At 70.7% G+C, this 18,669-nt stretch carries 22 protein-coding genes, 1 pseudogene and 1 riboswitch; of the genes and pseudogenes, 18 read left to right on the plus strand and 5 right to left on the minus strand.

Annotated elements, in window-relative coordinates; all coding sequences use genetic code 11:
• Positions 1–93 precede the first annotated feature (93 nt).
• The 3 genes from gmhB (at position 94) to DFQ15_RS11300 (ending at position 2,472) form a co-directional block, all read left to right on the plus strand.
• Positions 94–654, plus strand: a complete 561-nt coding sequence (gene gmhB, locus DFQ15_RS11290) for a D-glycero-beta-D-manno-heptose 1,7-bisphosphate 7-phosphatase (RefSeq protein WP_110466080.1) — start codon at positions 94–96, stop codon at positions 652–654.
• 105 nt (positions 655–759) lie between these two features.
• Complete coding sequence (locus tag DFQ15_RS11295; protein WP_233504425.1) at positions 760–1,458, plus strand: lysophospholipid acyltransferase family protein; 699 nt, start codon at positions 760–762, stop codon at positions 1,456–1,458.
• Positions 1,459–1,470: 12 nt separating this feature from the next.
• Entirely contained in the window at positions 1,471–2,472 is a 1,002-nt protein-coding gene (locus tag DFQ15_RS11300) for a M48 family metallopeptidase (RefSeq protein ID WP_110466082.1), read from the plus strand.
• Between the two features lie 316 nt (positions 2,473–2,788).
• On the opposite strand, the gene DFQ15_RS11305 is transcribed toward DFQ15_RS11300, so the two are convergent.
• Positions 2,789–3,565, minus strand: coding sequence for an SDR family NAD(P)-dependent oxidoreductase (locus tag DFQ15_RS11305; protein WP_110466083.1), 777 nt, complete (start codon positions 3,563–3,565; stop codon positions 2,789–2,791).
• 128 nt (positions 3,566–3,693) lie between these two features.
• Here DFQ15_RS11305 and DFQ15_RS11310 point away from each other — a divergent pair, with 128 nt between their 5' ends.
• Complete coding sequence (locus DFQ15_RS11310; RefSeq protein ID WP_110466084.1) at positions 3,694–4,128, plus strand: rhodanese-like domain-containing protein; 435 nt, start codon at positions 3,694–3,696, stop codon at positions 4,126–4,128.
• Between the two features lie 40 nt (positions 4,129–4,168).
• On the opposite strand, the gene DFQ15_RS11315 is transcribed toward DFQ15_RS11310, so the two are convergent.
• From DFQ15_RS11315 to DFQ15_RS11325, 3 genes are all read right to left on the minus strand, one after another.
• Positions 4,169–4,591 carry a type II toxin-antitoxin system VapC family toxin gene (locus DFQ15_RS11315; protein WP_110466085.1) on the minus strand — a complete coding sequence of 141 codons (423 nt, stop codon included), beginning with the start codon at positions 4,589–4,591 and terminating at the stop codon, positions 4,169–4,171.
• Entirely contained in the window at positions 4,588–4,842 is a 255-nt protein-coding gene (locus DFQ15_RS11320) for a FitA-like ribbon-helix-helix domain-containing protein (RefSeq protein ID WP_055843298.1), read from the minus strand. Before DFQ15_RS11320 ends, DFQ15_RS11315 begins: the two co-directional genes overlap by 4 nt.
• Positions 4,843–4,931: 89 nt before the next feature.
• A complete protein-coding gene (locus DFQ15_RS11325) occupies positions 4,932–5,987 on the minus strand; it encodes an MBL fold metallo-hydrolase (protein ID WP_110466086.1) in 1,056 nt (351 codons plus the stop codon).
• Positions 5,988–6,132: 145 nt separating this feature from the next.
• Between DFQ15_RS11325 and DFQ15_RS11330 the strand changes: the two genes are divergently transcribed.
• From DFQ15_RS11330 to DFQ15_RS11375, 10 genes and pseudogenes are all read left to right on the plus strand, one after another.
• Positions 6,133–6,558 (plus strand): MerR family transcriptional regulator, encoded by a 426-nt coding sequence (locus DFQ15_RS11330; RefSeq protein ID WP_110466087.1) that lies wholly within the window; start codon positions 6,133–6,135, stop codon positions 6,556–6,558.
• Between the two features lie 27 nt (positions 6,559–6,585).
• A complete protein-coding gene (gene can, locus DFQ15_RS11335) occupies positions 6,586–7,251 on the plus strand; it encodes a carbonate dehydratase (protein WP_110466088.1) in 666 nt (221 codons plus the stop codon).
• Positions 7,252–7,378: 127 nt separating this feature from the next.
• Positions 7,379–8,560 (plus strand): acetyl-CoA C-acyltransferase, encoded by a 1,182-nt coding sequence (locus DFQ15_RS11340; RefSeq protein WP_110466089.1) that lies wholly within the window; start codon positions 7,379–7,381, stop codon positions 8,558–8,560.
• Positions 8,561–8,628: 68 nt separating this feature from the next.
• Entirely contained in the window at positions 8,629–9,297 is a 669-nt protein-coding gene (locus tag DFQ15_RS11345) for an SDR family oxidoreductase (protein ID WP_110466090.1), read from the plus strand.
• 109 nt (positions 9,298–9,406) lie between these two features.
• Positions 9,407–9,646, plus strand: a pseudogene (locus tag DFQ15_RS11350) (acyl-CoA dehydrogenase family protein); the annotation flags it as partial.
• A gap of 124 nt (positions 9,647–9,770) precedes the next feature.
• A complete protein-coding gene (locus tag DFQ15_RS11355) occupies positions 9,771–9,980 on the plus strand; it encodes a hypothetical protein (RefSeq protein ID WP_110466092.1) in 210 nt (69 codons plus the stop codon).
• Positions 9,981–9,998: 18 nt separating this feature from the next.
• The gene (locus tag DFQ15_RS11360; RefSeq protein WP_110466093.1) at positions 9,999–10,439 is read left to right on the plus strand and encodes a hypothetical protein; all 441 of its coding nucleotides are present in this window, start codon (positions 9,999–10,001) and stop codon (positions 10,437–10,439) included.
• Positions 10,423–10,833, plus strand: a complete 411-nt coding sequence (locus tag DFQ15_RS11365) for a YchJ family protein (protein ID WP_110466094.1) — start codon at positions 10,423–10,425, stop codon at positions 10,831–10,833. Before DFQ15_RS11360 ends, DFQ15_RS11365 begins: the two co-directional genes overlap by 17 nt.
• A gap of 264 nt (positions 10,834–11,097) precedes the next feature.
• Positions 11,098–11,763 (plus strand): HAD family hydrolase, encoded by a 666-nt coding sequence (locus DFQ15_RS11370; RefSeq protein WP_110466095.1) that lies wholly within the window; start codon positions 11,098–11,100, stop codon positions 11,761–11,763.
• Between the two features lie 19 nt (positions 11,764–11,782).
• Positions 11,783–12,664 (plus strand): hypothetical protein, encoded by an 882-nt coding sequence (locus DFQ15_RS11375; protein WP_233504422.1) that lies wholly within the window; start codon positions 11,783–11,785, stop codon positions 12,662–12,664.
• 27 nt (positions 12,665–12,691) lie between these two features.
• Here the strand turns inward: DFQ15_RS11375 and DFQ15_RS11380 are convergent, their stop codons facing one another.
• Complete coding sequence (locus DFQ15_RS11380; protein ID WP_110466096.1) at positions 12,692–13,591, minus strand: LysR family transcriptional regulator; 900 nt, start codon at positions 13,589–13,591, stop codon at positions 12,692–12,694.
• 87 nt (positions 13,592–13,678) lie between these two features.
• Between DFQ15_RS11380 and DFQ15_RS11385 the strand changes: the two genes are divergently transcribed.
• From DFQ15_RS11385 to thiS, 4 genes are all read left to right on the plus strand, one after another.
• A complete protein-coding gene (locus tag DFQ15_RS11385) occupies positions 13,679–14,668 on the plus strand; it encodes a sodium-dependent bicarbonate transport family permease (RefSeq protein WP_110466097.1) in 990 nt (329 codons plus the stop codon).
• Positions 14,669–14,975: 307 nt separating this feature from the next.
• A riboswitch (TPP riboswitch) is annotated at positions 14,976–15,077 on the plus strand.
• Positions 15,078–15,163: 86 nt separating this feature from the next.
• Entirely contained in the window at positions 15,164–17,068 is a 1,905-nt protein-coding gene (thiC, locus tag DFQ15_RS11390; protein WP_110466098.1) for a phosphomethylpyrimidine synthase ThiC, read from the plus strand.
• Positions 17,069–17,210: 142 nt separating this feature from the next.
• A complete protein-coding gene (locus tag DFQ15_RS11395; protein ID WP_110466099.1) occupies positions 17,211–18,371 on the plus strand; it encodes an FAD-dependent oxidoreductase in 1,161 nt (386 codons plus the stop codon).
• Positions 18,364–18,600: a sulfur carrier protein ThiS gene (gene thiS, locus DFQ15_RS11400; protein ID WP_110466100.1), complete on the plus strand. Its 237-nt coding sequence runs from the start codon at positions 18,364–18,366 to the stop codon at positions 18,598–18,600. The genes DFQ15_RS11395 and thiS overlap by 8 nt, the downstream gene beginning before the upstream one ends.
• Positions 18,601–18,669: the final 69 nt, after the last annotated feature.

Consider the following 18,669-nt stretch of genomic DNA (forward strand, 5'->3'; position numbering starts at 1 on the left):
AACCCGGTGGCCCGGCGAAGCCGATTCCACGGACTCCCTGGGATGGTGCGGTACCCTTGGCATGCCACGTAGCAACGCAACGGAGCCTCTCGCATGAAACTCGTCATCCTCGACCGCGACGGCACGATCAACCTGGGGCGCGAGGACTTCGTCACCACGCCCGAGGAATGGGTGCCGCTGCCGGGCGCGCTGGAGGCGGTCGCACGGCTCAACCACGCGGGCTTCCACGTGGTGGTGGTGTCGAACCAGTCGGGCCTCGGCCGCGGGCTGTTCGACGTGTCGACGCTCAACGCGATCCACGCCAAGATGCACAAGATGCTGGCCGCGGCCGGCGGCCGGGTCGATGCGGTTTTCTATTGCCCGCACGGCCCGGAAGAAACCTGCACCTGCCGCATGCCGCAGCCGGGCCTGTTCCTGCAGATTTCGGAGCGCTACGGCATCGAGCTGGCCGGCGTGCCGCTGGTGGGCGACCGGCTGCGCGACGTGCAGGCCGGTGCGGCGGCCGGCTGCGAGCCGCACCTGGTGCTGTCGGGCCCGCAGGCCCATGTGCCGGCCGAGCTGCCGCCGGGCACCCGGGTGCATGCCGACCTGAGCGCTTTCGCCGCCTTCGTGGTGGAGCGCGCCGCCATGGCCGACCTGCAGATCGCCGTCTGATCTGCTACTAAAATGATAGCTATAAGTCGGCGCGGATCGCCGGCTGCGGTACTAAAAGCCTTGAAACCGACCTACTTCTTCCGCTCCGTCCTGCATGCGCTCTGGATGCTGGTCACCGTCGTCCCGTGGGCGATCGTCATGTTGGTGGCCTCGCTCTGGCGCAAGGGTCCGGCGATGTACTGGATGGCCGCCCGCTGGCTGGGCTGGGCGGTCGACGGTGCGCGCGTGCTGCTGGGCATCCGGGTCGAGGTGCAGGGCATGGAGAACCTGCCGACGGGCGAGACCAGCGCCGCGGTGCTGCTGGTCAAGCACCAGTCGACCTTCGAGACCTTCCTGATGCCCACGCTGATGCCGCATCCGCTGGCCTACGTGTTCAAGCGCGAACTCCTGCGGGTGCCGTTCTTCGGCTGGGCGATGTCGCGGATGGACATGGTCCACATCGACCGGCGCGACGGCACCCGCGCCTTCGCCAAGGTGGTGGACCAGGGCCGCCGGCTGCTGGCGCAGGGCGTGTGGGTGATCATGTTCCCCGAGGGCACCCGCATCCCGCGCGGCCGCCAGGGCACCTACAAGACCGGCGGCACCCGCCTGGCGATCGCGACCGGCGCGCCGGTGGTGCCGGTGGCCGTCACCTCGGCCAAGGTCTGGCCGCGCAAGGCCTTCGTCAAGGTGCCCGGCACGGTGCACGTCTCCATCGGCCCGGCGATCCCCAGCGTCGGCCGCCAAGCCGAAGAGCTGATGCAGGAAGTGCAGACCTGGATCGAGGCCGAGATGCGCCGGCTGGATCCCGAGGCCTACCGGTAGTTGGCGTTGTCGATGGACCGCCTGGTACAGCTCGCGCTCGATTTCTTCGGCCTGGGTCCGCCCGCAGAGGACGCGGGCGCCATGGCGCCGCCGCGCCGCCCGGCACCGAGCCGGCTGCCCCGGCCGCGCATCTCGCGTCCGCGCCTGCCTGATGCCGACGACCTGCAGCCGGCAGCCCTGCTGGCCGAGGCCGACGGCACCCTGCCGCAGCATCCGCGCGCCAACCGCGAGGCGCTGCTCGACACCCGGCGCGTGGCCTACGAATTCCTGCGGGGCAAGCGCCGCACCATCGGCTTTTCGGTCAGCCACGAAGGCCTGGCGGTGCGGGCCCCTTCCTGGGTGCCGCTGCACGAGGTCGACGACGCCCTGGTCGCCAAGGCCGCCTGGATCCTGCGCAAGCTGGCAGAGGCCGGCGCGGTGCACGAGAAGCGGGCGCAGAACCGCATCGCCTGGGCCGACGGGGTGCAGTTCCCGCTGCTGGGCCGGCCGGTCACCGTGCGGCTGGTGCGCCCGGCCGGCGCCGCCGCGGGCCGCGGCGCGCGGGCGGTGCTGTGGACGCCGCCGGAGACGGTGGCGGGCGATGGCGCGGCGGACGGTGCACCGGCCGTCGATGGCGCAGCGGCCACCGCCGAGCTGCGCCTGCCGCTGCCGGTCGATGCCGCGCCGGTGACCATCGCGGCGGCGGTGCGCAGCTGGATGCTGTCGGAGGCGCGCCAGCATTTCGTGCGCCGGCTGGAGCACTTCGCGCCGCGGCTGCGGGTGCGCTTCACCCGCCTGTCGCTGACCAGCGCCCGCACCCGCTGGGGCAGCGCCAGCAGCGACGGATCGATCCGTCTGCACTGGCGGCTGATGCATTTCCGGCCCGAGGTGGTCGACTACGTGGTGGTGCACGAACTGGCCCATTTGCGCCACATGGACCACAGCCCGCGCTTCTGGGCGGTGGTGGCGACCGAGGTGCCCGACCATCCGGCGATGCGGCGCGAGCTGCGGCAGGACTCGGTGCCGCGGTGGTAGCTGAGTTCTCCCCCAGGCTTCGCACTTCGTGTCTTCGCCAACACCCTTCCGGGGGCGACACCGGTGGCCCGGCGGAGCCGGATCCACGGTGTCACTGAGTTCACCCCCAGGCGTCGCATCTCGTGTCTTCGCCACCCCCCCTCTCCGGGGGCGACACCGGCAGCCTGGCGGAGCCAGTTCTGCGGTGTCCCTGAGGGCGGGCGCGCTGATTTGACCTTCGCTTGCCTTGCTGGTGCGCTGGCGATTTCGCGGTCGCGGCGCTCTGCGGCCTAGCTGCGTTTTTCGACGGTCGCGGCGTTGCGCATGGGCGGGACTTTTATCGCGCGTGGGTGACGCCGCCGTCGACCACCAGGGTCGAACCTACGACGTAGTCGCCGGCGCGGGCGGCCAAGTAAATTGCGGCGCCGGCCATGTCGTCGTCGCGGCCGATGCGGCCGGCGGGGATGCGGGCGGCGGTGGCGTCGGCCTCGTCGCGGGCGGCGCGGTTCATGTCGGAGGCGAAGGCGCCGGGGGCGATCGCGCTGACGACGACGTGGTCCTTCACCAGCGTCAGCGCCAGGCGGCGGGTCAGCTGGATCAGGCCGGCCTTGCTGGCGGCGTAGGAGTAGGTCTCCAGCGGGTTGACCGAGATGCCGTCGATCGAGGCGATGTTGATCACCTTGGCCGGCCGCTGGGCGCTGGCGGCGGCGCGCAGCGCGGGCAGCAGCGCCTGGGTAAGGAAAAAGGGCGCCTTCGGGTTGGTGTCGACCACCTTGTCCCAGCCGTTCTCCGGAAAGTCGGCCAGCGGCGCGCCCCAGGCGGCGCCGGCGTTGTTGACCAGGATGTCCAGGCCCGGCTCCAGCGCCTGGAAGGTCGCGGCGAGAGCTTGCGCGCCGGCGAGCGTCGCCACGTCGGCGGGCAGGGCGATGCATTGGCGGCCGCCGCTGTGTGCCGACAGCTCGCGCGCGGCCTGCTCGCAGGCCTCGGCCTTGCGCGCCGAGATGTAGACCCGGGCGCCCTGGGCCAAAAAGCCGGCGGCGATCATGCGGCCGATGCCGCGTGATCCGCCGGTGACGAGCGCGGTGCGCCCTGCGAGCGAGAACAGATCCTGCATGCCGTTGTCTCCTGTTCTGTTTGTCGGTGTGCTGCGGCAGCTTACGGCGCGGGCGATGCGCGGCCGGTCGCCTGCGTGCCACCGAAGGTACGAACAGCGCATCGCCCAGGACTGGCAGAATTTCCGCCATGACCCAACCCACCCCATCCGCCACCCCGTCCCCTACCCCCGCCGACGGCTACGCCGGCGACGTCACCCCCGTCCAGGCCTGGGACTGGGTGCAATCCGGCCAGGCGGTGCTGGTCGATGTGCGCACCGATGCCGAACGCGAGTGGGTCGGCTTCGTGCCCGGTGCGGTGCCGCTGGCCTGGAAGCAGTGGCCCGGCATGGCGCCCAACCCGGCATTCGACGCGGGCGTGCAGGCCGCCGCGCAGGGCGGCAAGGTCGTGGTGCTGCTGTGCCGCAGCGGCGTGCGTTCGGTGGCGGCTGCGCGCCGCGCGACCGAGTTGGGTGTGGAGGCCTACAACATCCTCGAAGGCTTCGAGGGCGATGCCGATGCCGAGCAGCACCGCGGCCGCACCGGCGGATGGCGGATGCGCGGGCTGCCTTGGCAGCAGAAGTAGGGGTGGCATCGGAGCTGCCACGCCCCGGTTCTGTGCTGGCTTACGCCTGCGTCCAGGGGTTGACCACGGTCACGCCCGCTGCCTCGAAGGGGCCGGTGTCCCGGGTCGCCACCGCGAAGCCGTTGGCGGCGGCGATGGCCGCGATGTAGCCATCGGCCGTGGCGATGGCCAGGCCCTTGCTGCGGACTTTCGCCGTCAGTGCCGCGTAGGCCTGTGTGCAGGCGAAGTCGAAGGGCAGCACCCGGCCGGCGAACAGGGGCAGCACGCGCTTTTCCAGGTTCTCCTGCAGGCCTGCTCGCCGCTCGCCGGCCGGCAGCAGGGCCACACCTGCTCGAAGTTCCGCCACCGTGATGGCGGAGAGGAACAGGGTCTCCATCGCCTGGGCGTCGATCCATTCGATCACCCGCGGCTCGGGAGCGTGGCGGAGCGGCTCCGACACCACGTTGGTGTCGAGCAGGATCATTCGAAGCTCACCGGGCGGGCGGGCGCCTTGTCGCGGGCCTGTTCGAACACCGCGAACTCTTCCTCGCTCAGCTTGGCTTGGCGACCGATGTCGGCCAAGAGCGACCCCAGCTTCACCCGCCCGGTGGCGCTGATCGCGGATTCCAGGATCTCGCGCACCTCGGCCTCCATGCTCTGGCCGTGTCGCGCTGCGCGGGCGCGCAAGGCGCGGTGGGTTTCGTCGGACAGGTTGCGGACGGTCAGCATGGCCATGGCGATCCTCCTGATGGGGTGGGATTGCATGCATTTTACAGAGTGCATGCAGCCCGTGCGAGCGACTCCCCGGCCTGACCTTTGGATCGCTAGACCCTGAACCGCCAGATGCCATCCTCGCCCCGGACCCGCTGCACCTGCCCGCCCAGCCACAACGCATGCAGGTGCGCCACCGCCTCGCCCATGGCGAAGGTCATCTGGTGGGCGTCGAGCGTGCGGTGGAACAGGATCGGCAGCACGTCGGCGGCCGAACGCGGCGCGGTGGCGCAGGCCTGCAGCAGCTCGGCCAGGCGGTCGCGGTGGTGGTCGTGCAGCTGGGCGATGCGTTCGTGCAGGCCGGTGAAAGGCTTGCCGTGGGCGGGCAGGACGAGGGTGTCGGCGGGCAGCGGCGCGAAGCGGTCGATCGACTGCAGGAACAGGGTCAGCGCATCGGCCTCGGGCTCGGCGTCGAACACGCTCACGTTGGTGGAGATACGCGGCAGCATCATGTCGCCGCCCAGCAGGATGCCGGTGGCGGCGCAGTAGAGGGCGATGTGTTCCGGCGCGTGGCCATGGCCGACGATGCAGGTCCAGTCGTGGTCGCCGATGCGCACCGTGGCGCCGCCCTGCAGCCGGCGGAACTGCATCGGCACCGCGGGCACCATGCTCTTGTAGTAGTTTTGGCGGCTGCGGATCTTCTCCATCGCCTCGGGCGACTGCAGGCCGTGCGACAGGAAGAACGCGGCCGCGCCGTCGCCGCCGCCGCCGAAACCCGCGCCGAGGGAGCCCAGCCGCGCCGCATAGTAGTCGGTGGCGCTGATCCACAGCCGTGCGTCCCAGCGCTCGCAAAGCCAGTGCGCCAGGCCGATGTGGTCGGGGTGCATGTGGGTGACGATCACCCGCAGGACCGGCAGGCCGTCGAGCCCGCTGGCGAAGACCTGCTCCCACTGGCCCCGCGGCTCGGGCGCGTCGATGCAGCAATCGACCACCGTCCAGCCCTCGCGGCCGTCCAGCGTGTCGCGCAGCGGCCAGAGGTTGACATGGTCCAGCGCGAAGGGCAGGCTCATGCGTACCCAGCGGATGCCGGGCGCCACCTCGACCGCCGTGCCGGGCGCGGGAACGGTGTCTCCGAAGGGGTAGTGGAGCCGTTGTTCGAGTGCGTTCATGGCAGGGGCTGCGCCACGCCGCGCCGGGACGCGTCCCGGTTGACGTTGACGTAAACGTAAGCTGTAATGCGGTCCATTGTAAGGAGCGGCGGCGCCGTACGCTGTCTCCTCCGCTCGCGGCCCCGGCGGCCGCCTTCCCAGACGCATGACGACGACCACCGCCACCTTCAGCATCCGCGATCTCGCGCAGGAGTTCGACCTCACGACGCGGGCGATCCGCTTCTACGAGGACATGGGCCTGCTGCAGCCGGGCCGCGAAGGCCCCGGCGGCCGCACCCGGGTGTATTCGGCGCGCGACCGGGCCCGGCTCAAGCTCACCCTGCGCGCCAAGCGCCTGGGCCTCTCGCTGCAGGAGGCCAGGGAGCTGCTCGACATGTACGACAGCCCGCGCGACACCGCCCCGCAGCTGCGCCGCTACCTGGCGCTGCTGGAGACGCACCGCGCGCGGCTGGAGCGTCAGCTGGCCGAGCTGCAGGCCAACATCGACGAGGTGCGCACCCACGAGAAGGATGCCCGCGCCACCCTGGCCCGCACCGCCCGGCCGGCCCGCGCCGCGCCCCGCAAAAGTTGATGCGCGCTTTGGCTACCATTGCGCCCCATGAAAAACCTCACCCCCGACGACCTCTTCGAACACAACCGGCAGTGGGCCGCCCAGATGGAGCGCGAGCGCCCCGGCTTCTTCACCGGCCTGGTCAAGCAGCAGACGCCCAAGTACATGTGGATCGGCTGCTCCGACAGCCGCGTGCCGGCCAACCAGATCACCGGGCTGGAGCCGGGCGAGGTGTTCGTCCACCGCAACGTCGCCAACATCGTGGTGCATTCGGATCTGAACGCGCTGTCGGCGATCCAGTTCGCGGTGGAGCGGCTGAAGGTGGAGCACATCATGGTGGTGGGCCACTACGGCTGCTCGGGCGTGCAGGCCGCTCTCGAGGGCGCTCGCATCGGCCTGGCCGACAACTGGCTGCGCCACATCCAGAGCACCCGCGACCGCCACCGCACGCTGATCGACGGCGTCTCGCCCGCGCACCGCGCCGATACGCTCTGCGACCTGAACGTGATCGAGCAGGTGGTCAACGTCTGCGTCAGCACGGTGATGCTCGACGCCTGGGCCAGCGGCCAGAAGGTGACGATCCACGGCTGGACCTTCGGCGTGCACGACGGCCTGTTGCAGGACCTGGGCATGAACGTGAGCGGCGGCGATTCGCTCGACGGCATGTACCTCGCGGCCCTGGAGCGCATCGCGCTCAAACGCCGGGGCGCCTGACGCGCCCGCGCCCGCCGGAGGCCGCCGCGATGTTCCCGCAACGCTTCGATGCGTGCCCGCGGGCCGCAGGGGAGCCGACGCTCCTTTTTCCGGCCCCGTGCCCCTTGCCACGACAGGAGACACTCCCATGACGGACCCCATCGTGATCGTCGGCGCGGCCCGCACCCCCATGGGTGGCTTCCAGGGCGATTTCGCCCGCCTGGCCGCCCACGATCTGGGCGGCGTGGCCATCCGTGCCGCCATGGAGCGCGCCGGCATCGCGCCCGACAGCGTCGGCGAGGTGCTGCTCGGCAACTGCCTGATGGCCGGGCAGGGCCAGGCCCCGGCGCGGCAGGCGGCGTTCAAGGGCGGGCTGCCGCAGAGCGCGGGCGCGGTCACGCTCAGCAAGATGTGCGGCTCGGGCATGAAGGCCGCGATGTTCGCGCACGACATGCTGCTGGCCGGCAGCCACGAGGCGATCGTCGCCGGCGGCATGGAGAGCATGACCAACGCGCCGCACCTGCTGCCCAAGGGCCGCAGCGGCATCCGCATCGGCCACGGCCAGATATTCGACCACATGATGCTCGACGGCCTGGAAGACGCCTACGAGGCCGGTCGCGCCATGGGCACCTTCGGCGAGGACTGCGCCGCCCACTACGCCTTCACCCGCGAAGCGCAGGACGCCTTCGCGATGGAGAGCGTGCGCCGCGCCCATGCCGCCACGGTAGACGGCAGCTTCGCCGCCGAGATCGCGCCGGTGACGGTCGAGGGCCGCGGCGGTGAGACGGTGGTCTCGATCGACGAAGGCCCGGGCAAGATCAAGCTCGACAAGATCCCGCAACTGCGCCCGGCCTTCAAGAAGGACGGCACGATCACCGCCGCCTCCAGCTCGTCGATCAACGACGGCGCGGCCGCGCTGGTGATGATGCGTGCCTCGACCGCGGAGCGTCTGGGCGCCAGGCCGCTGGCCCGCATCGTCTCGCACGCGACGCACGCTCAGGCGCCCGCGTGGTTCACCACCGCGCCGGTCGGCGCCACGCAGAAGGTGCTGGCGAGGGCAGGTTGGTCGGCATCGGACGTGGACCTGTGGGAGGTCAACGAGGCCTTCGCCGTCGTGCCGATGGCGCTGATGCGGGAGCTGCGGCTGCCACACGAGATCGTCAACGTCAACGGCGGTGCCTGCGCGCTGGGCCATCCGATCGGCGCCAGCGGCGCCCGCATCCTGGTGACGCTGATCCACTCACTGCAGGCGCGTGGCAAGAAGCGCGGCCTGGCGACGCTCTGCATCGGTGGCGGCGAAGGCACCGCGATGGCGGTCGAATTGCTATAAAAATAGTAGCTTATGGTCGGCGCGGAACGCCGGCTTCGGCATCTTTTCATTCGTAAAAGGGGCAGGGCATGGGCACGGTGTTGGTGATCGGGGCGTCGCGCGGGATCGGACTGGAGTTCGCGCGACAGTACGCCGAGGCGGGCGACCGGGTGATCGCCACCGCCCGCGACGACGCCGGCCTGGACCGGCTGCGCGGCCTGGGCGCCGAGGCGCTGCGGCTCGACGTGGCCGACCCTGCGAGCATCAGCGGCCTGGCCTGGGCGCTGGATGGCGAGAAAATCGACCTGGCGCTGTACGTGGCCGGCGTCATCGTCCATGGCAACGCCCTGTCGCCGCCCACCCACGCGGACTTCGACCGCACCATGCACACCAACGTGCTGGGCGCGATGCAGGCGATCCCGCAAGTGGCCCCGCTGGTGGAAAACGCGGGCGGCGTCTTCGGCTTCGTCAGCAGCACCCTGGGCCGGATCGCCGAGGCCGCGTCGAGCGACCCCTGGACCTACCGTGTCAGCAAGGCCGCGCTCAACATGGCGGTGGCCAGTGCGCAGGCCGACTATCCGCGGGCGACGCTGGTCGCGCTCTCACCCGGCTGGGTGCGGACCGACATGGGCGGCGAGGGAGCCGCGCTGACGGCCGAGGCCAGCGTGGCCGGCATGCGCGACGTGCTGGCCCGGCTGACGCCGGCCGACCGCGGCGGCTTCTTCCTGCACGACGGCACCCGCTACCCGACCTGGTGAAGCGCCACGGCAGCAGCGTGACCGACCGGAGTCGCGGGCCTGGGGCCGGATGGCCGGCACGGCAGCGACACCGCGCTGATCCGGTTCGATGCCTGCCGCATCCACGCGGCATGCCGCCGCCTCGCGCGACGCGGGCCTGCCCCGCCTGAAGCAGGCCGCCATGGCCAAGCCCTTCGCCGGCGAGATGGCCGAGCGGGCCTGCTGCGGTGCCGCGATCCAGACGCTCGGCGGCTACGGCATCGTCCACGATTTACGGGTCGAGCGCGTCCACCGCGACGTGCGGGTCTGCCAGATCCACGAAGGCGCCTCGGACGTCCAGCAGCGGCCGATCCCGCGCGCGCTGGCCTGATCGGTCCACGCGTTTGCGGTGGATGTGGCATAGTTTTGCGGTCGGCGCCCTGCGGCGCATGGCGCGGAGACGGCTCGAGCGGTGCAAACGGACCTCAGGCACCCAACCCTTTCGGAGTAACGCCATGAAGGCACTTAAAAGCGAAACAGCCAAACGCGTTCTGGCCGACCCCCAGGCGAGCAGGAAGCTGCGCGAGTTCTGGTCGCGTGGACCGGGTGCAGGCCCTACTACGACGACGACGACGACGACGGGGACGGGGACGGTCATCATCGAGCTCAGGGAGGCCGGGGGCGTGCGGCGCCTGCGGCCCCGTGTCGTTGCCAAAGCCGGCTGACACCGATCCCGGACTGTTGTGAACGTTGCGCTCCCCGCCCTTATCGTCTTCCTCATCCTGCTGCCCGGCTTCGTTTTTCGCGCAGGGCTCAAGCGCTCGGAGCGGGTAACGTTCGACTATTCTCCTTTTGGTCAGGTCGTGGCCGAGGCGGTGCTCCGGGCCTGCGTTCTGCGTATGGTCCGGCTCTTGGTCGCCTTTCTGGCGAACGAGTCCCTCGCTCTGAAAATCCTGATGCTGCTGCTGTCGTCCGACCCGGCGGGGCAGAGCGGTGCGATCGCAGCCGTGGGACGGCGCCAGTCCGCTGTCGTGGTGTACTTCGCCTCGCGGCTGGCAGCGTCGTTCGCCCTGCCCACATGGTTGCGGAGATGTGTGACACGCTACAGCGAAGCCATCACCTTGAATATCCACTACATCGCGCTCGAACCTGCGTCGGAAGAGCCACGTGCCAGCGCATCCTAATGCCTGCCCCTGCGGCCGCACCGACCGCCGCAGCCATGTGCTGCACTACGTCTTGTGTTGCGGGCGCTACCTCGACCATTTCGACACGGTGCCGGCACCGGATGCGGAATCGCTGATGCGCTCGCGCTACACCGCCTACGTCCGCGAGCGCGAGGACTACCTGGTAGCCACCTGGCATCCGGCCACCCGGCCGGCCGCGGTGACCTTCGATGCCGATGTCCGCTGGCTGGGCCTGGACGTGCGCACCCGCCGGGTGATCGACGACGCCCACGCCGAGGTCGAGTTCGTCGCCCGGCAGCGCGACGCCACCGGCTTGGCCCACCGCCTGCACGAGAAGAGCCGCTTCGAGCGCGAGGGCGAGCGCTGGTTCTACCGCGACGGCGACACCCTCTGAGCCGCCACGGGCGGCGGCCGGTGCCCGCACGGTTTTCTTTCTGCGGCCCGGTGCGGCCGCCTCTGTCCGTGGGCAATCCGCTGCCGGGCCCGGTGTTGCCGTAACGCGTCCCCGATTTCCGTCTCGGATCTTTAGAGGTCGACAGGCGCATTCCTTTTGCGCGTCGCGTGCGGTGGCCGAGCTGGCGCCGACGGCGCATCGCGGAAATCCCATGCGGTAGATTCGACGGCACCGCATTTCCCACCGAGCCGAAGGACTTTCCCCATGCCCCGTTTCGACGCCGTTCTCTTCGACTGCGACGGCGTACTGGTCGATTCCGAACCGATCACCCACCGCGTGCTGCGCGACCGGCTGGCCCTGCGCGGCTGGGTCATGACGGCCGAGGAGTGCATGCGCATCTTCGTCGGCAAGGCGGTGAAGGACGAGCGTGCCATGATGGAGGCGCGCACCGGCCAGCCCTTGACCGATGCCTGGCTGCACGCGTTCTGGGAGGAGCGCAACCTGGCGCTGCGGCGCGATCTGGAGGCGGTCCCGGGTGCGCCCGACGCGGTGCGCGCGATCCACGCGGCCTACGGCGGCCGCATCGCCTGCGCCTCCGGTGCCGACCGTCAAAAAGTGGTGCTGCAACTGGAGAAGACCGGCCTGGTCGCGTGGTTCGACGGCCGCATCTTCAGCGGCCACGAAACGCCGCGCAGCAAGCCCTTTCCCGACGTGTACCTGGCCGCGGCCGCGGCGTTGGACGTGGACCCGGCCCGTTGCGCGGTGGTCGAGGATTCGGTCACCGGTGCCACCGCCGGCCTCGCCGCCGGTGCCACCGTCTTCGGCTATTGCCCGGGCGGCCCGGGCCACGGCAGCGCGCGGGAGATGCAGGCGATCGGCGTGCGGACGCTGTTCCATTCGATGGACGCGCTGCCGGCCTTGCTGGGCTAGTACGCCGATGCCTGCCGCCGTGCCGTACCCGACCTCCGCGACGCCCGCCGGCCCGGCCGTGCATGGCCGGCCCCTGATGCGGCGGGCCCCGCGCCGCCGCATGGCGCGGGGCCGGGGCGGCATGTCCTGTTTCCTGGCGATGTTGCTGGCGGGCTTGCCGGCGATTGCCCTGGCCACCCGCACCGCCGCCCAGCGCGAGGGCGATACCGCGGCCGCCATGTCGGCACCGGCCGACGACGCACCCGCCGCTCCTTTCAAGTTCACCACCGGTCTCTACCGTACCGCCGGCGCCGGCCAGCCCACCGGCACCGGGCTCGATTCGAACCTGCGTTATCAGGGCGGCGTGGGCGACCTGTGGGTGGGTGCCCTCCGCGCGCCGGTGGGCGATCTGTCGCAGCTGCGCGGCGGCTGGGACCGCGGCTTCGCGCTCGGCCCGCTGCGCCTGCTGCCGTCGGTGCAATGGGCTTCCGGCGGCTTCGTGGGCGGCAGTGTCAACGTGGAGGTCGGAATCCGTTGGTACGCCGGCGCCGGCCTGGGGCGCACCAACCTGCGCAACTACGTCAACCTCAACTTCGACCCGAACGACGCCTGGATGCTGTCGGCCGGCTACCGCTGGAGCGAGGGGCGCTATGCCGGCCTGCAGGTGGTGCGCGACAACCGCGAACACCCCGACCAGCAACATGTGCACCTGGTCGCCCGCCTGCCGACCGACGCCGGCCATGCGGTGTTCGTGGACCTGCTCGACAAGCGCGGCAGCCTGGACGACGGTCGCTACATCCACCGCTACGGCGCCAGCATGACCTACAGCTGGCCGCGGATCTTCGTGCGGCTGGCCTACGACCCGAAGGTCAATTTCACGCCGCAGAACCAGTGGCGGTTGTCGGTGGGCACGCGCTTCTGACCATCGCGGTGCGCTGACAGCGCACCGTCAGCGCATCGCCTGCCACTGGCGGGCTTCGTGCAGCAGGTGCCGCCGGAACACGTCGGCGATCGGCGACAGCTGTTTGCCCTTAGGCCAGACCAGGTGCCACTGCGACTGGATCGGGAAGCCCTGCACGTTCAGGACCGCGATGCCCGGGTGGTGGGCGCCCAGCGCGTGCATCGACAAAACCGCGATGCCCAACTGGCCCTCGACCGATTCCTTGATCGCCTCGTTGCTGCCCAGTTCCAGCACGTTGGCCGGCGCGAAGCCGATCCTGCGCAGCCGGGCATCGGTGGCCAGACGGGTGCCCGAGCCTTTCTCGCGCAGCAGGAAACGCTCGCCCTGCAGCTGCTGCACCGTGATGCGCTTGCGCCGGGCGAGCGCGTGGCCGGCGGCGGCGACCACGACCAGCGGATTGGGCATCAGGATCTGGTCTTCCTGCAGCAGGTCGTCGGGCGGCATCGACATCACGTACAGGTCGTCGAGGTTGCTGCGCAGCCGCGTGATGACGTGGTCGCGGTTGAGGATTTCCAGCGAGATGTCGATGCCCGGATGCAGCTTGCAGAAGCTGCCCAGCAGCCGCGGCACGAAATATTCGGCGGTGCTCACCACCGCCACTTTCAGGCGGCCGTGGGTCAACCCCTTGGCCGAGGCGACCCGCTGCTCGAAGGCATCCCACTCGCCGGCGATCGCACGGGCGGTGCGTGCCAGCTCCTGGCCCGCCGCGGTGAGCCAGACGCGGCGCGAGATCACCTCGTAGAGCGGCAGGCCGACCGATCGCGCCACCTCGCGCAACTGCATCGACGCCGTCGGCTGGGTGACATGCATTACCTTGGCCGCGGCGCTGACGCTGCCGGTTTCTGCCAGCGCCAGGAAAAGCCGTAGCTGGCGAAAGGTGATGGTCATAGAAATTTATCTATATATAAGAGCGATCGAATCGATTTTACTTGCGGCTGCGCGCGGCCTAGCATCGGGCGCAAAGGGAGATATGCAATGCACGGTCTTGTGGACCCGACGGTCCTGTTCTTCGTTCTGGGCGCGTTCGCGGGCCTGGTCCGCTCCAACCTGGAGTTTCCGTCGGCCGTCTCGCGGCTGCTGTCGATGTACCTGTTGGTGGCGCTGGGCCTGAAGGGCGGTTTCGCCCTGGCGGAATCGGGCGTCACCGCAAGCATCGCCTCCAGCCTGGGCATCGCTGTGCTGCTGGCATTGGCGGTGCCGCTGCTGGGCTACCTGCTGCTGCGCCGTGTCGTGTCGGGGTTCGATGCCGCCGCGGTCGCGGCCACCTACGGATCGGTCAGTGCCGTGACCTTCGTCACCGCGACCCAATACCTGGAGACGCACGCCATCGTCTACGGCGGCTACATGGCTGCGGCGATGGCACTGATGGAGTCGCCCGCCATCCTGATCGGCGTGCTCATCGCCAACACGCTGCGGCACCGGCAGCCTGCGCAGGCCACCGCCGCGGGTGGGCCTGCCGCTGCGCGGGGCATGTCGATCGGCCGCATCCTGCACGACTCGCTGACCGACGGCACCCAGTTGCTGCTGCTCGGCGCTCTGGTGATCGGCATGGCCACCGGGCACGACGGCAAGGTGGCCCTGCAGCCGTTCTTCGGCGACCTGTTCAAGGGCATGCTGTGCCTATTCCTGCTCGAGATGGGACTGGTCGCGACCCGCAGGTTGTCGGCGGTGAAGATGTCGTCGCGCTGGCTGCTGGCCTATGCCGTCCTGGGTCCGCTCGTCCATGCCGGCCTGGCCCTGGGACTGGGCTGGTGCCTGCAGGTGCCGGCGGGCGATGCGGTGCTGTTGATGGTGCTGGCCGCCAGTGCCTCCTACATCGCCGTGCCGGCCGTGGTGCGCTACGCGATACCCGAGGCCGAGCCTTCGCTCTATGTCGGCCTATCGCTGGGCGTCACCTTTCCGCTGAACATCGTGCTGGGCATTCCGCTGTACGCCCATGCGGTGCAGCGGATCTGGCAGCCATGATGCGGGCGGGGCCGGAGCGTCCGACCGGCCACGGTGGGCGACGCCGGCCGCGCGATGCAGGAGATCGTCGGTGGAGGGCGCCGGGTGACCGATATCGTGGGCGAGATCAGCACGTCGGCGGTCGAGCAGCGCAATTGCATCGGCCGGACGAGCGGACCGGTCCATGCGTTCGACCCGATGACGCAGCAGAACGCGGCGCTGCTGGAGGAACCGACCCCCGCGTCGTCGTCGTCGTCCGTCGCTGCGCGGAAACGGGGCCATGCCCCCGGGGCCCAGGCTTGCGCCGCGCAGCCCCGGCACTACAATCGCCCTCGCTCCGGGGTGCGCACTGCGCTGAGATGGCCGACACGGCCGAACCCGCGAACTTGAACCGGCTAGTACCGGCGTAAGAAGAGCTGCAGTTCTCCACCACCCGCGGGCGTTCGCCGTCCGTGCGCGTGGTGGCTGAACGATCGCGGAGCACCCCCGTCCCACGACCGAAGGAGTGCCACCGCGATGAACGCCCCCGACAAGCTCGCCCAACTTCTCTCGCTGACCCGCGAGCCCTTTCCCGCTTCCAGCAAAGGCCGGATCGCCGGCAGCCGCGCCGACATCCAGGTACCGGTGCGCGACGTGGCGCTCACCAACGGCGAGGTGGTCTCGCTCTACGACACCTCCGGCCCCTACACCGACCCGGCTGCGCAGATCGACGTGCGCCGCGGCCTGGCCGACCTGCGCGGCGGCTGGATCGCCGAGCGCGGCGACACCGAAAGCTATGCCGGCCGGCTGACGCACATCCTGGACGACGGCGGCAGGCACGAAGACCGCGACCAGGCCCGCGTCGCCCGGCTGCGCGCCGAGGCCGCCGGCCTGCAGCGCACGCCGCGCCGCGCGAAGGGCGGCGCCAACCTGAGCGGCAACGTAACGCAGATGCACTACGCCCGCCGCGGCATCGTCACCCCCGAGATGGAATACGTGGCCCTGCGCGAGAACGGCAGGCGCGAATGGATGGCCGAATACCTGGCGCACGAAGAGCGTGCCAAGCGGGTCGTGGGCAACCCGATGGGCGCCCGGATCCCGCGCGTCATCACCCCCGAATTCGTGCGCGACGAGGTGGCCCGGGGCCGCGCGATCATCCCGGCCAACATCAACCATCCCGAGGTCGAGCCGATGGCGATCGGCCGCAACTTCCGGGTCAAGATCAACGCCAACATCGGCAACTCGGCCGTCACCTCCAGCATCGAGGAAGAGGTCGAGAAGCTGGTCTGGGCGATCCGCTGGGGCGCCGACAACGTGATGGATCTCTCCACCGGCAAGAACATCCACACCACCCGCGACTGGATCGTGCGCAACAGTCCGGTGCCGATCGGCACGGTGCCGATCTACCAGGCGCTCGAGAAGGTCGGCGGCGTGGCCGAGGACCTGACCTGGGAGATCTTCCGCGACACGCTGATCGAGCAGGCGGAGCAGGGCGTGGACTACTTCACCATCCACGCCGGCCTGCGCCTGCCCTTCATCCACCTGACCGCCGACCGCATGACCGGCATCGTCTCGCGCGGCGGATCGATCATGGCCAAGTGGTGCATCACCCACCACAAGGAGAGCTTCCTTTACGAGCATTTCGAGGACATCTGCGACATCATGAAGCAGTACGACGTGAGCTTCTCGCTCGGCGACGGCCTGCGGCCGGGCTCCGGCGCCGACGCCAACGACGAGGCCCAGTTCGCCGAACTGCGCACCCTGGGCGAGCTGACGCAGGTGGCCTGGAAGCACGACGTGCAGACCATGATCGAAGGCCCGGGCCATGTGCCGATGCACCTGATCCAGTCCAACATGGACGAGCAGCTGAGGCACTGCCACGAGGCGCCGTTCTACACGCTCGGCCCGCTGACGATCGACATCGCGCCCGGCTACGACCACATCGCGAGCGCCGTGGGCGCCGCGATGATCGGCTGGATGGGCACCGCGATGCTCTGCTACGTGACGCCCAAGGAACACCTGGGCCTGCCCGACCGCGACGACGTGAAGCAGGGCATCGTGGCCTACAAGATCGCCGCGCACGCGGCCGACGTGGCCAAGGGCTTTCCCGGCGCCCGGGCCCGCGACGACGCACTCAGCAAGGCCCGCTTCGAGTTCCGCTGGCAGGACCAGTTCAACCTGGGCCTCGACCCCGACACCGCCCGCGACTTCCACGACGAGACGCTGCCCAAGGACGTGAGCAAATCGGCCCACTTCTGCTCGATGTGCGGCCCCAAGTTCTGCTCGATGAAGATCACCCAGGAGGTGCGCGAGTTCGCCGCCGCCAAGGGCGTGGCCGAGCAGCAGGTGCTGGCCGAGGGCATGGCGCAGAAATCCGCCGAGTTCAAGGCCGGCGGCGGCGAGTTCTACATCCCGATCCAGCCGCACTCCACCACGTCGTGAGGCGACGCATGGGGCTACCTCCTGACGACCGAGATGTCCGGTTGTGCGGGACTTGCTCCCTCTCCCCCCGGGAGAGGGCGGGGGTGAGGGCCTCGCCCGCCGCGATCGGCCCGTTCGCCGCCCATACCGGAGCACCTTCTCCATGCCCCTGACCCTCGGCATCGCCGGCGCCGGCCTGCTCGGCCGCCTGACGGCCTGGCAGCTCGGCCGGGCCGGCCACCGCGTCGATGTCTTCGACCCGGCGTCCGGCCCCGTGCCCACCTACGACGGCCATGGCGCCGCGGGTTTCAGCGCCGCCGGCATGCTGAGCCCGCTGGCCGAGCTCGACCATGCCGACGCGGCCATCGCCGCCCTCGGCTGGCGTTCGCTGGCGCTGTGGCCGCGCATCGCCGCGGCGCTGGGTGCGCCCGCGCTGTTCGCGCAGCGCGGCAGCCTGCTGCTGGCCCACCGCACCGACCGGGGTGCCGCCGAGCGGGTGCTGGGCCGGCTGGCGCGCGCATCGGCTGCCTGGCCGCAGCCGCAAACGCTGGATGCGGACGCGCTGCAGGCGCTGGAGCCGTCGCTGCACCGCATCGCCCATGCCTGGCTGCTGCCGCAGGAAGGGCAGATCGACCCGCCCGCCACGCTGGCCCTGCTGCACGCCCGCGCCGCCGACACGGTGCGCTGGCACTGGGGCAGGCCGGTGGCCCAGGCGACGGCCGGGCAGCTGACGCTGGCCGACGGCACACGGCGGCGCTTCGACCGGGTGCTGGACCTGCGCGGCCTGGGCGCGGGTGCGGACGCGATGCCGCATGCGTCGGCCGACGACCCCGACTCCGACCCCGACTCCCACGACGGCGCAGCCGCTGCGCCCCTGCCGCTGCGCGGCGTGCGCGGCGAAACCGCCTGGCTGCACGCCCCGTCCCACGGCCTGTCGCGGCCGGTGCGGCTGCTGCATCCGCGCCATGCGGTATACATCGTGCCGCGCGGTCCCGACCGGGTCTTCGTCGGCGCCAGCGAGATCGAGAGCGAAGACCGCTCGCCGGTGTCGCTGCGCAGTGCCGTCGAGCTGATGGCTGCCGCCCACAGCGTGCTGCCGGCCCTGGCCGAGGCGCGCATCGAACGGCTCGACCGCAACCTGCGGCCCGCCCTGCCCGACAACCTGCCGCGCACCGAGGTGGGCCCCGGCCTGCTGCGCATCAACGGCCTGTTCCGCCACGGCTGGCTGATGGCGCCCGCCCTGGTGGCCGACGCGCTGGCCACCGCCGGCCTCGCGACGCCCGCGCTGCCCGACACCCCCCCCGAGGAAACGCGCCATGCATGACGCCGCCGCCACACATGTTCCGGAGCTGCTCGACCTGCGGCTCGACGGCCATCCGTACGCGGTGCCGGCCGGCTCCAGCCTGGCCGACCTGGTCGCCGCGCAGGGCCATGCGCCCGAAGCCGTCGCCTCCGCCGTCAACGGCGATTTCGTGCCGCGCGGCCAGCGTGCCGCGCGCAGGCTGCAGGCCGGCGACACGGTGCTGCTCTTCCAACCCATCACCGGAGGGTAGATCCGTACTCCCCAGGCTGCGCACTGCGTGTCTTGCCCCGCCCCCTCGCCGGGGGCGCACCCGGCGGTC

Origin of the sequence: Xylophilus ampelinus (assembly GCF_003217575.1) — a bacterium.
GTDB classification, from domain to species: Bacteria; Pseudomonadota; Gammaproteobacteria; order Burkholderiales; family Burkholderiaceae_C; genus Xylophilus; species Xylophilus ampelinus.

Coding starts and splice junctions, on each gene's coding strand:
- gmhB (WP_110466080.1), top strand. CDS start 94: ATGAAACTCGTCATCCTCGACCGCGACGGCACGATCAACCTGGGGCGC.
- DFQ15_RS11295 (WP_233504425.1), top strand. CDS start 760: ATGCTGGTCACCGTCGTCCCGTGGGCGATCGTCATGTTGGTGGCCTCG.
- DFQ15_RS11300 (WP_110466082.1), top strand. CDS start 1,471: ATGGACCGCCTGGTACAGCTCGCGCTCGATTTCTTCGGCCTGGGTCCG.
- DFQ15_RS11305 (WP_110466083.1), bottom strand. CDS start 3,565: ATGCAGGATCTGTTCTCGCTCGCAGGGCGCACCGCGCTCGTCACCGGC.
- DFQ15_RS11310 (WP_110466084.1), top strand. CDS start 3,694: ATGACCCAACCCACCCCATCCGCCACCCCGTCCCCTACCCCCGCCGAC.
- DFQ15_RS11315 (WP_110466085.1), bottom strand. CDS start 4,591: ATGATCCTGCTCGACACCAACGTGGTGTCGGAGCCGCTCCGCCACGCT.
- DFQ15_RS11320 (WP_055843298.1), bottom strand. CDS start 4,842: ATGGCCATGCTGACCGTCCGCAACCTGTCCGACGAAACCCACCGCGCC.
- DFQ15_RS11325 (WP_110466086.1), bottom strand. CDS start 5,987: ATGAACGCACTCGAACAACGGCTCCACTACCCCTTCGGAGACACCGTT.
- DFQ15_RS11330 (WP_110466087.1), top strand. CDS start 6,133: ATGACGACGACCACCGCCACCTTCAGCATCCGCGATCTCGCGCAGGAG.
- can (WP_110466088.1), top strand. CDS start 6,586: ATGAAAAACCTCACCCCCGACGACCTCTTCGAACACAACCGGCAGTGG.
- DFQ15_RS11340 (WP_110466089.1), top strand. CDS start 7,379: ATGACGGACCCCATCGTGATCGTCGGCGCGGCCCGCACCCCCATGGGT.
- DFQ15_RS11345 (WP_110466090.1), top strand. CDS start 8,629: ATGGGCACGGTGTTGGTGATCGGGGCGTCGCGCGGGATCGGACTGGAG.
- DFQ15_RS11355 (WP_110466092.1), top strand. CDS start 9,771: ATGAAGGCACTTAAAAGCGAAACAGCCAAACGCGTTCTGGCCGACCCC.
- DFQ15_RS11370 (WP_110466095.1), top strand. CDS start 11,098: ATGCCCCGTTTCGACGCCGTTCTCTTCGACTGCGACGGCGTACTGGTC.
- DFQ15_RS11380 (WP_110466096.1), bottom strand. CDS start 13,591: ATGACCATCACCTTTCGCCAGCTACGGCTTTTCCTGGCGCTGGCAGAA.
- DFQ15_RS11385 (WP_110466097.1), top strand. CDS start 13,679: ATGCACGGTCTTGTGGACCCGACGGTCCTGTTCTTCGTTCTGGGCGCG.
- thiC (WP_110466098.1), top strand. CDS start 15,164: ATGAACGCCCCCGACAAGCTCGCCCAACTTCTCTCGCTGACCCGCGAG.
- DFQ15_RS11395 (WP_110466099.1), top strand. CDS start 17,211: ATGCCCCTGACCCTCGGCATCGCCGGCGCCGGCCTGCTCGGCCGCCTG.
- thiS (WP_110466100.1), top strand. CDS start 18,364: ATGCATGACGCCGCCGCCACACATGTTCCGGAGCTGCTCGACCTGCGG.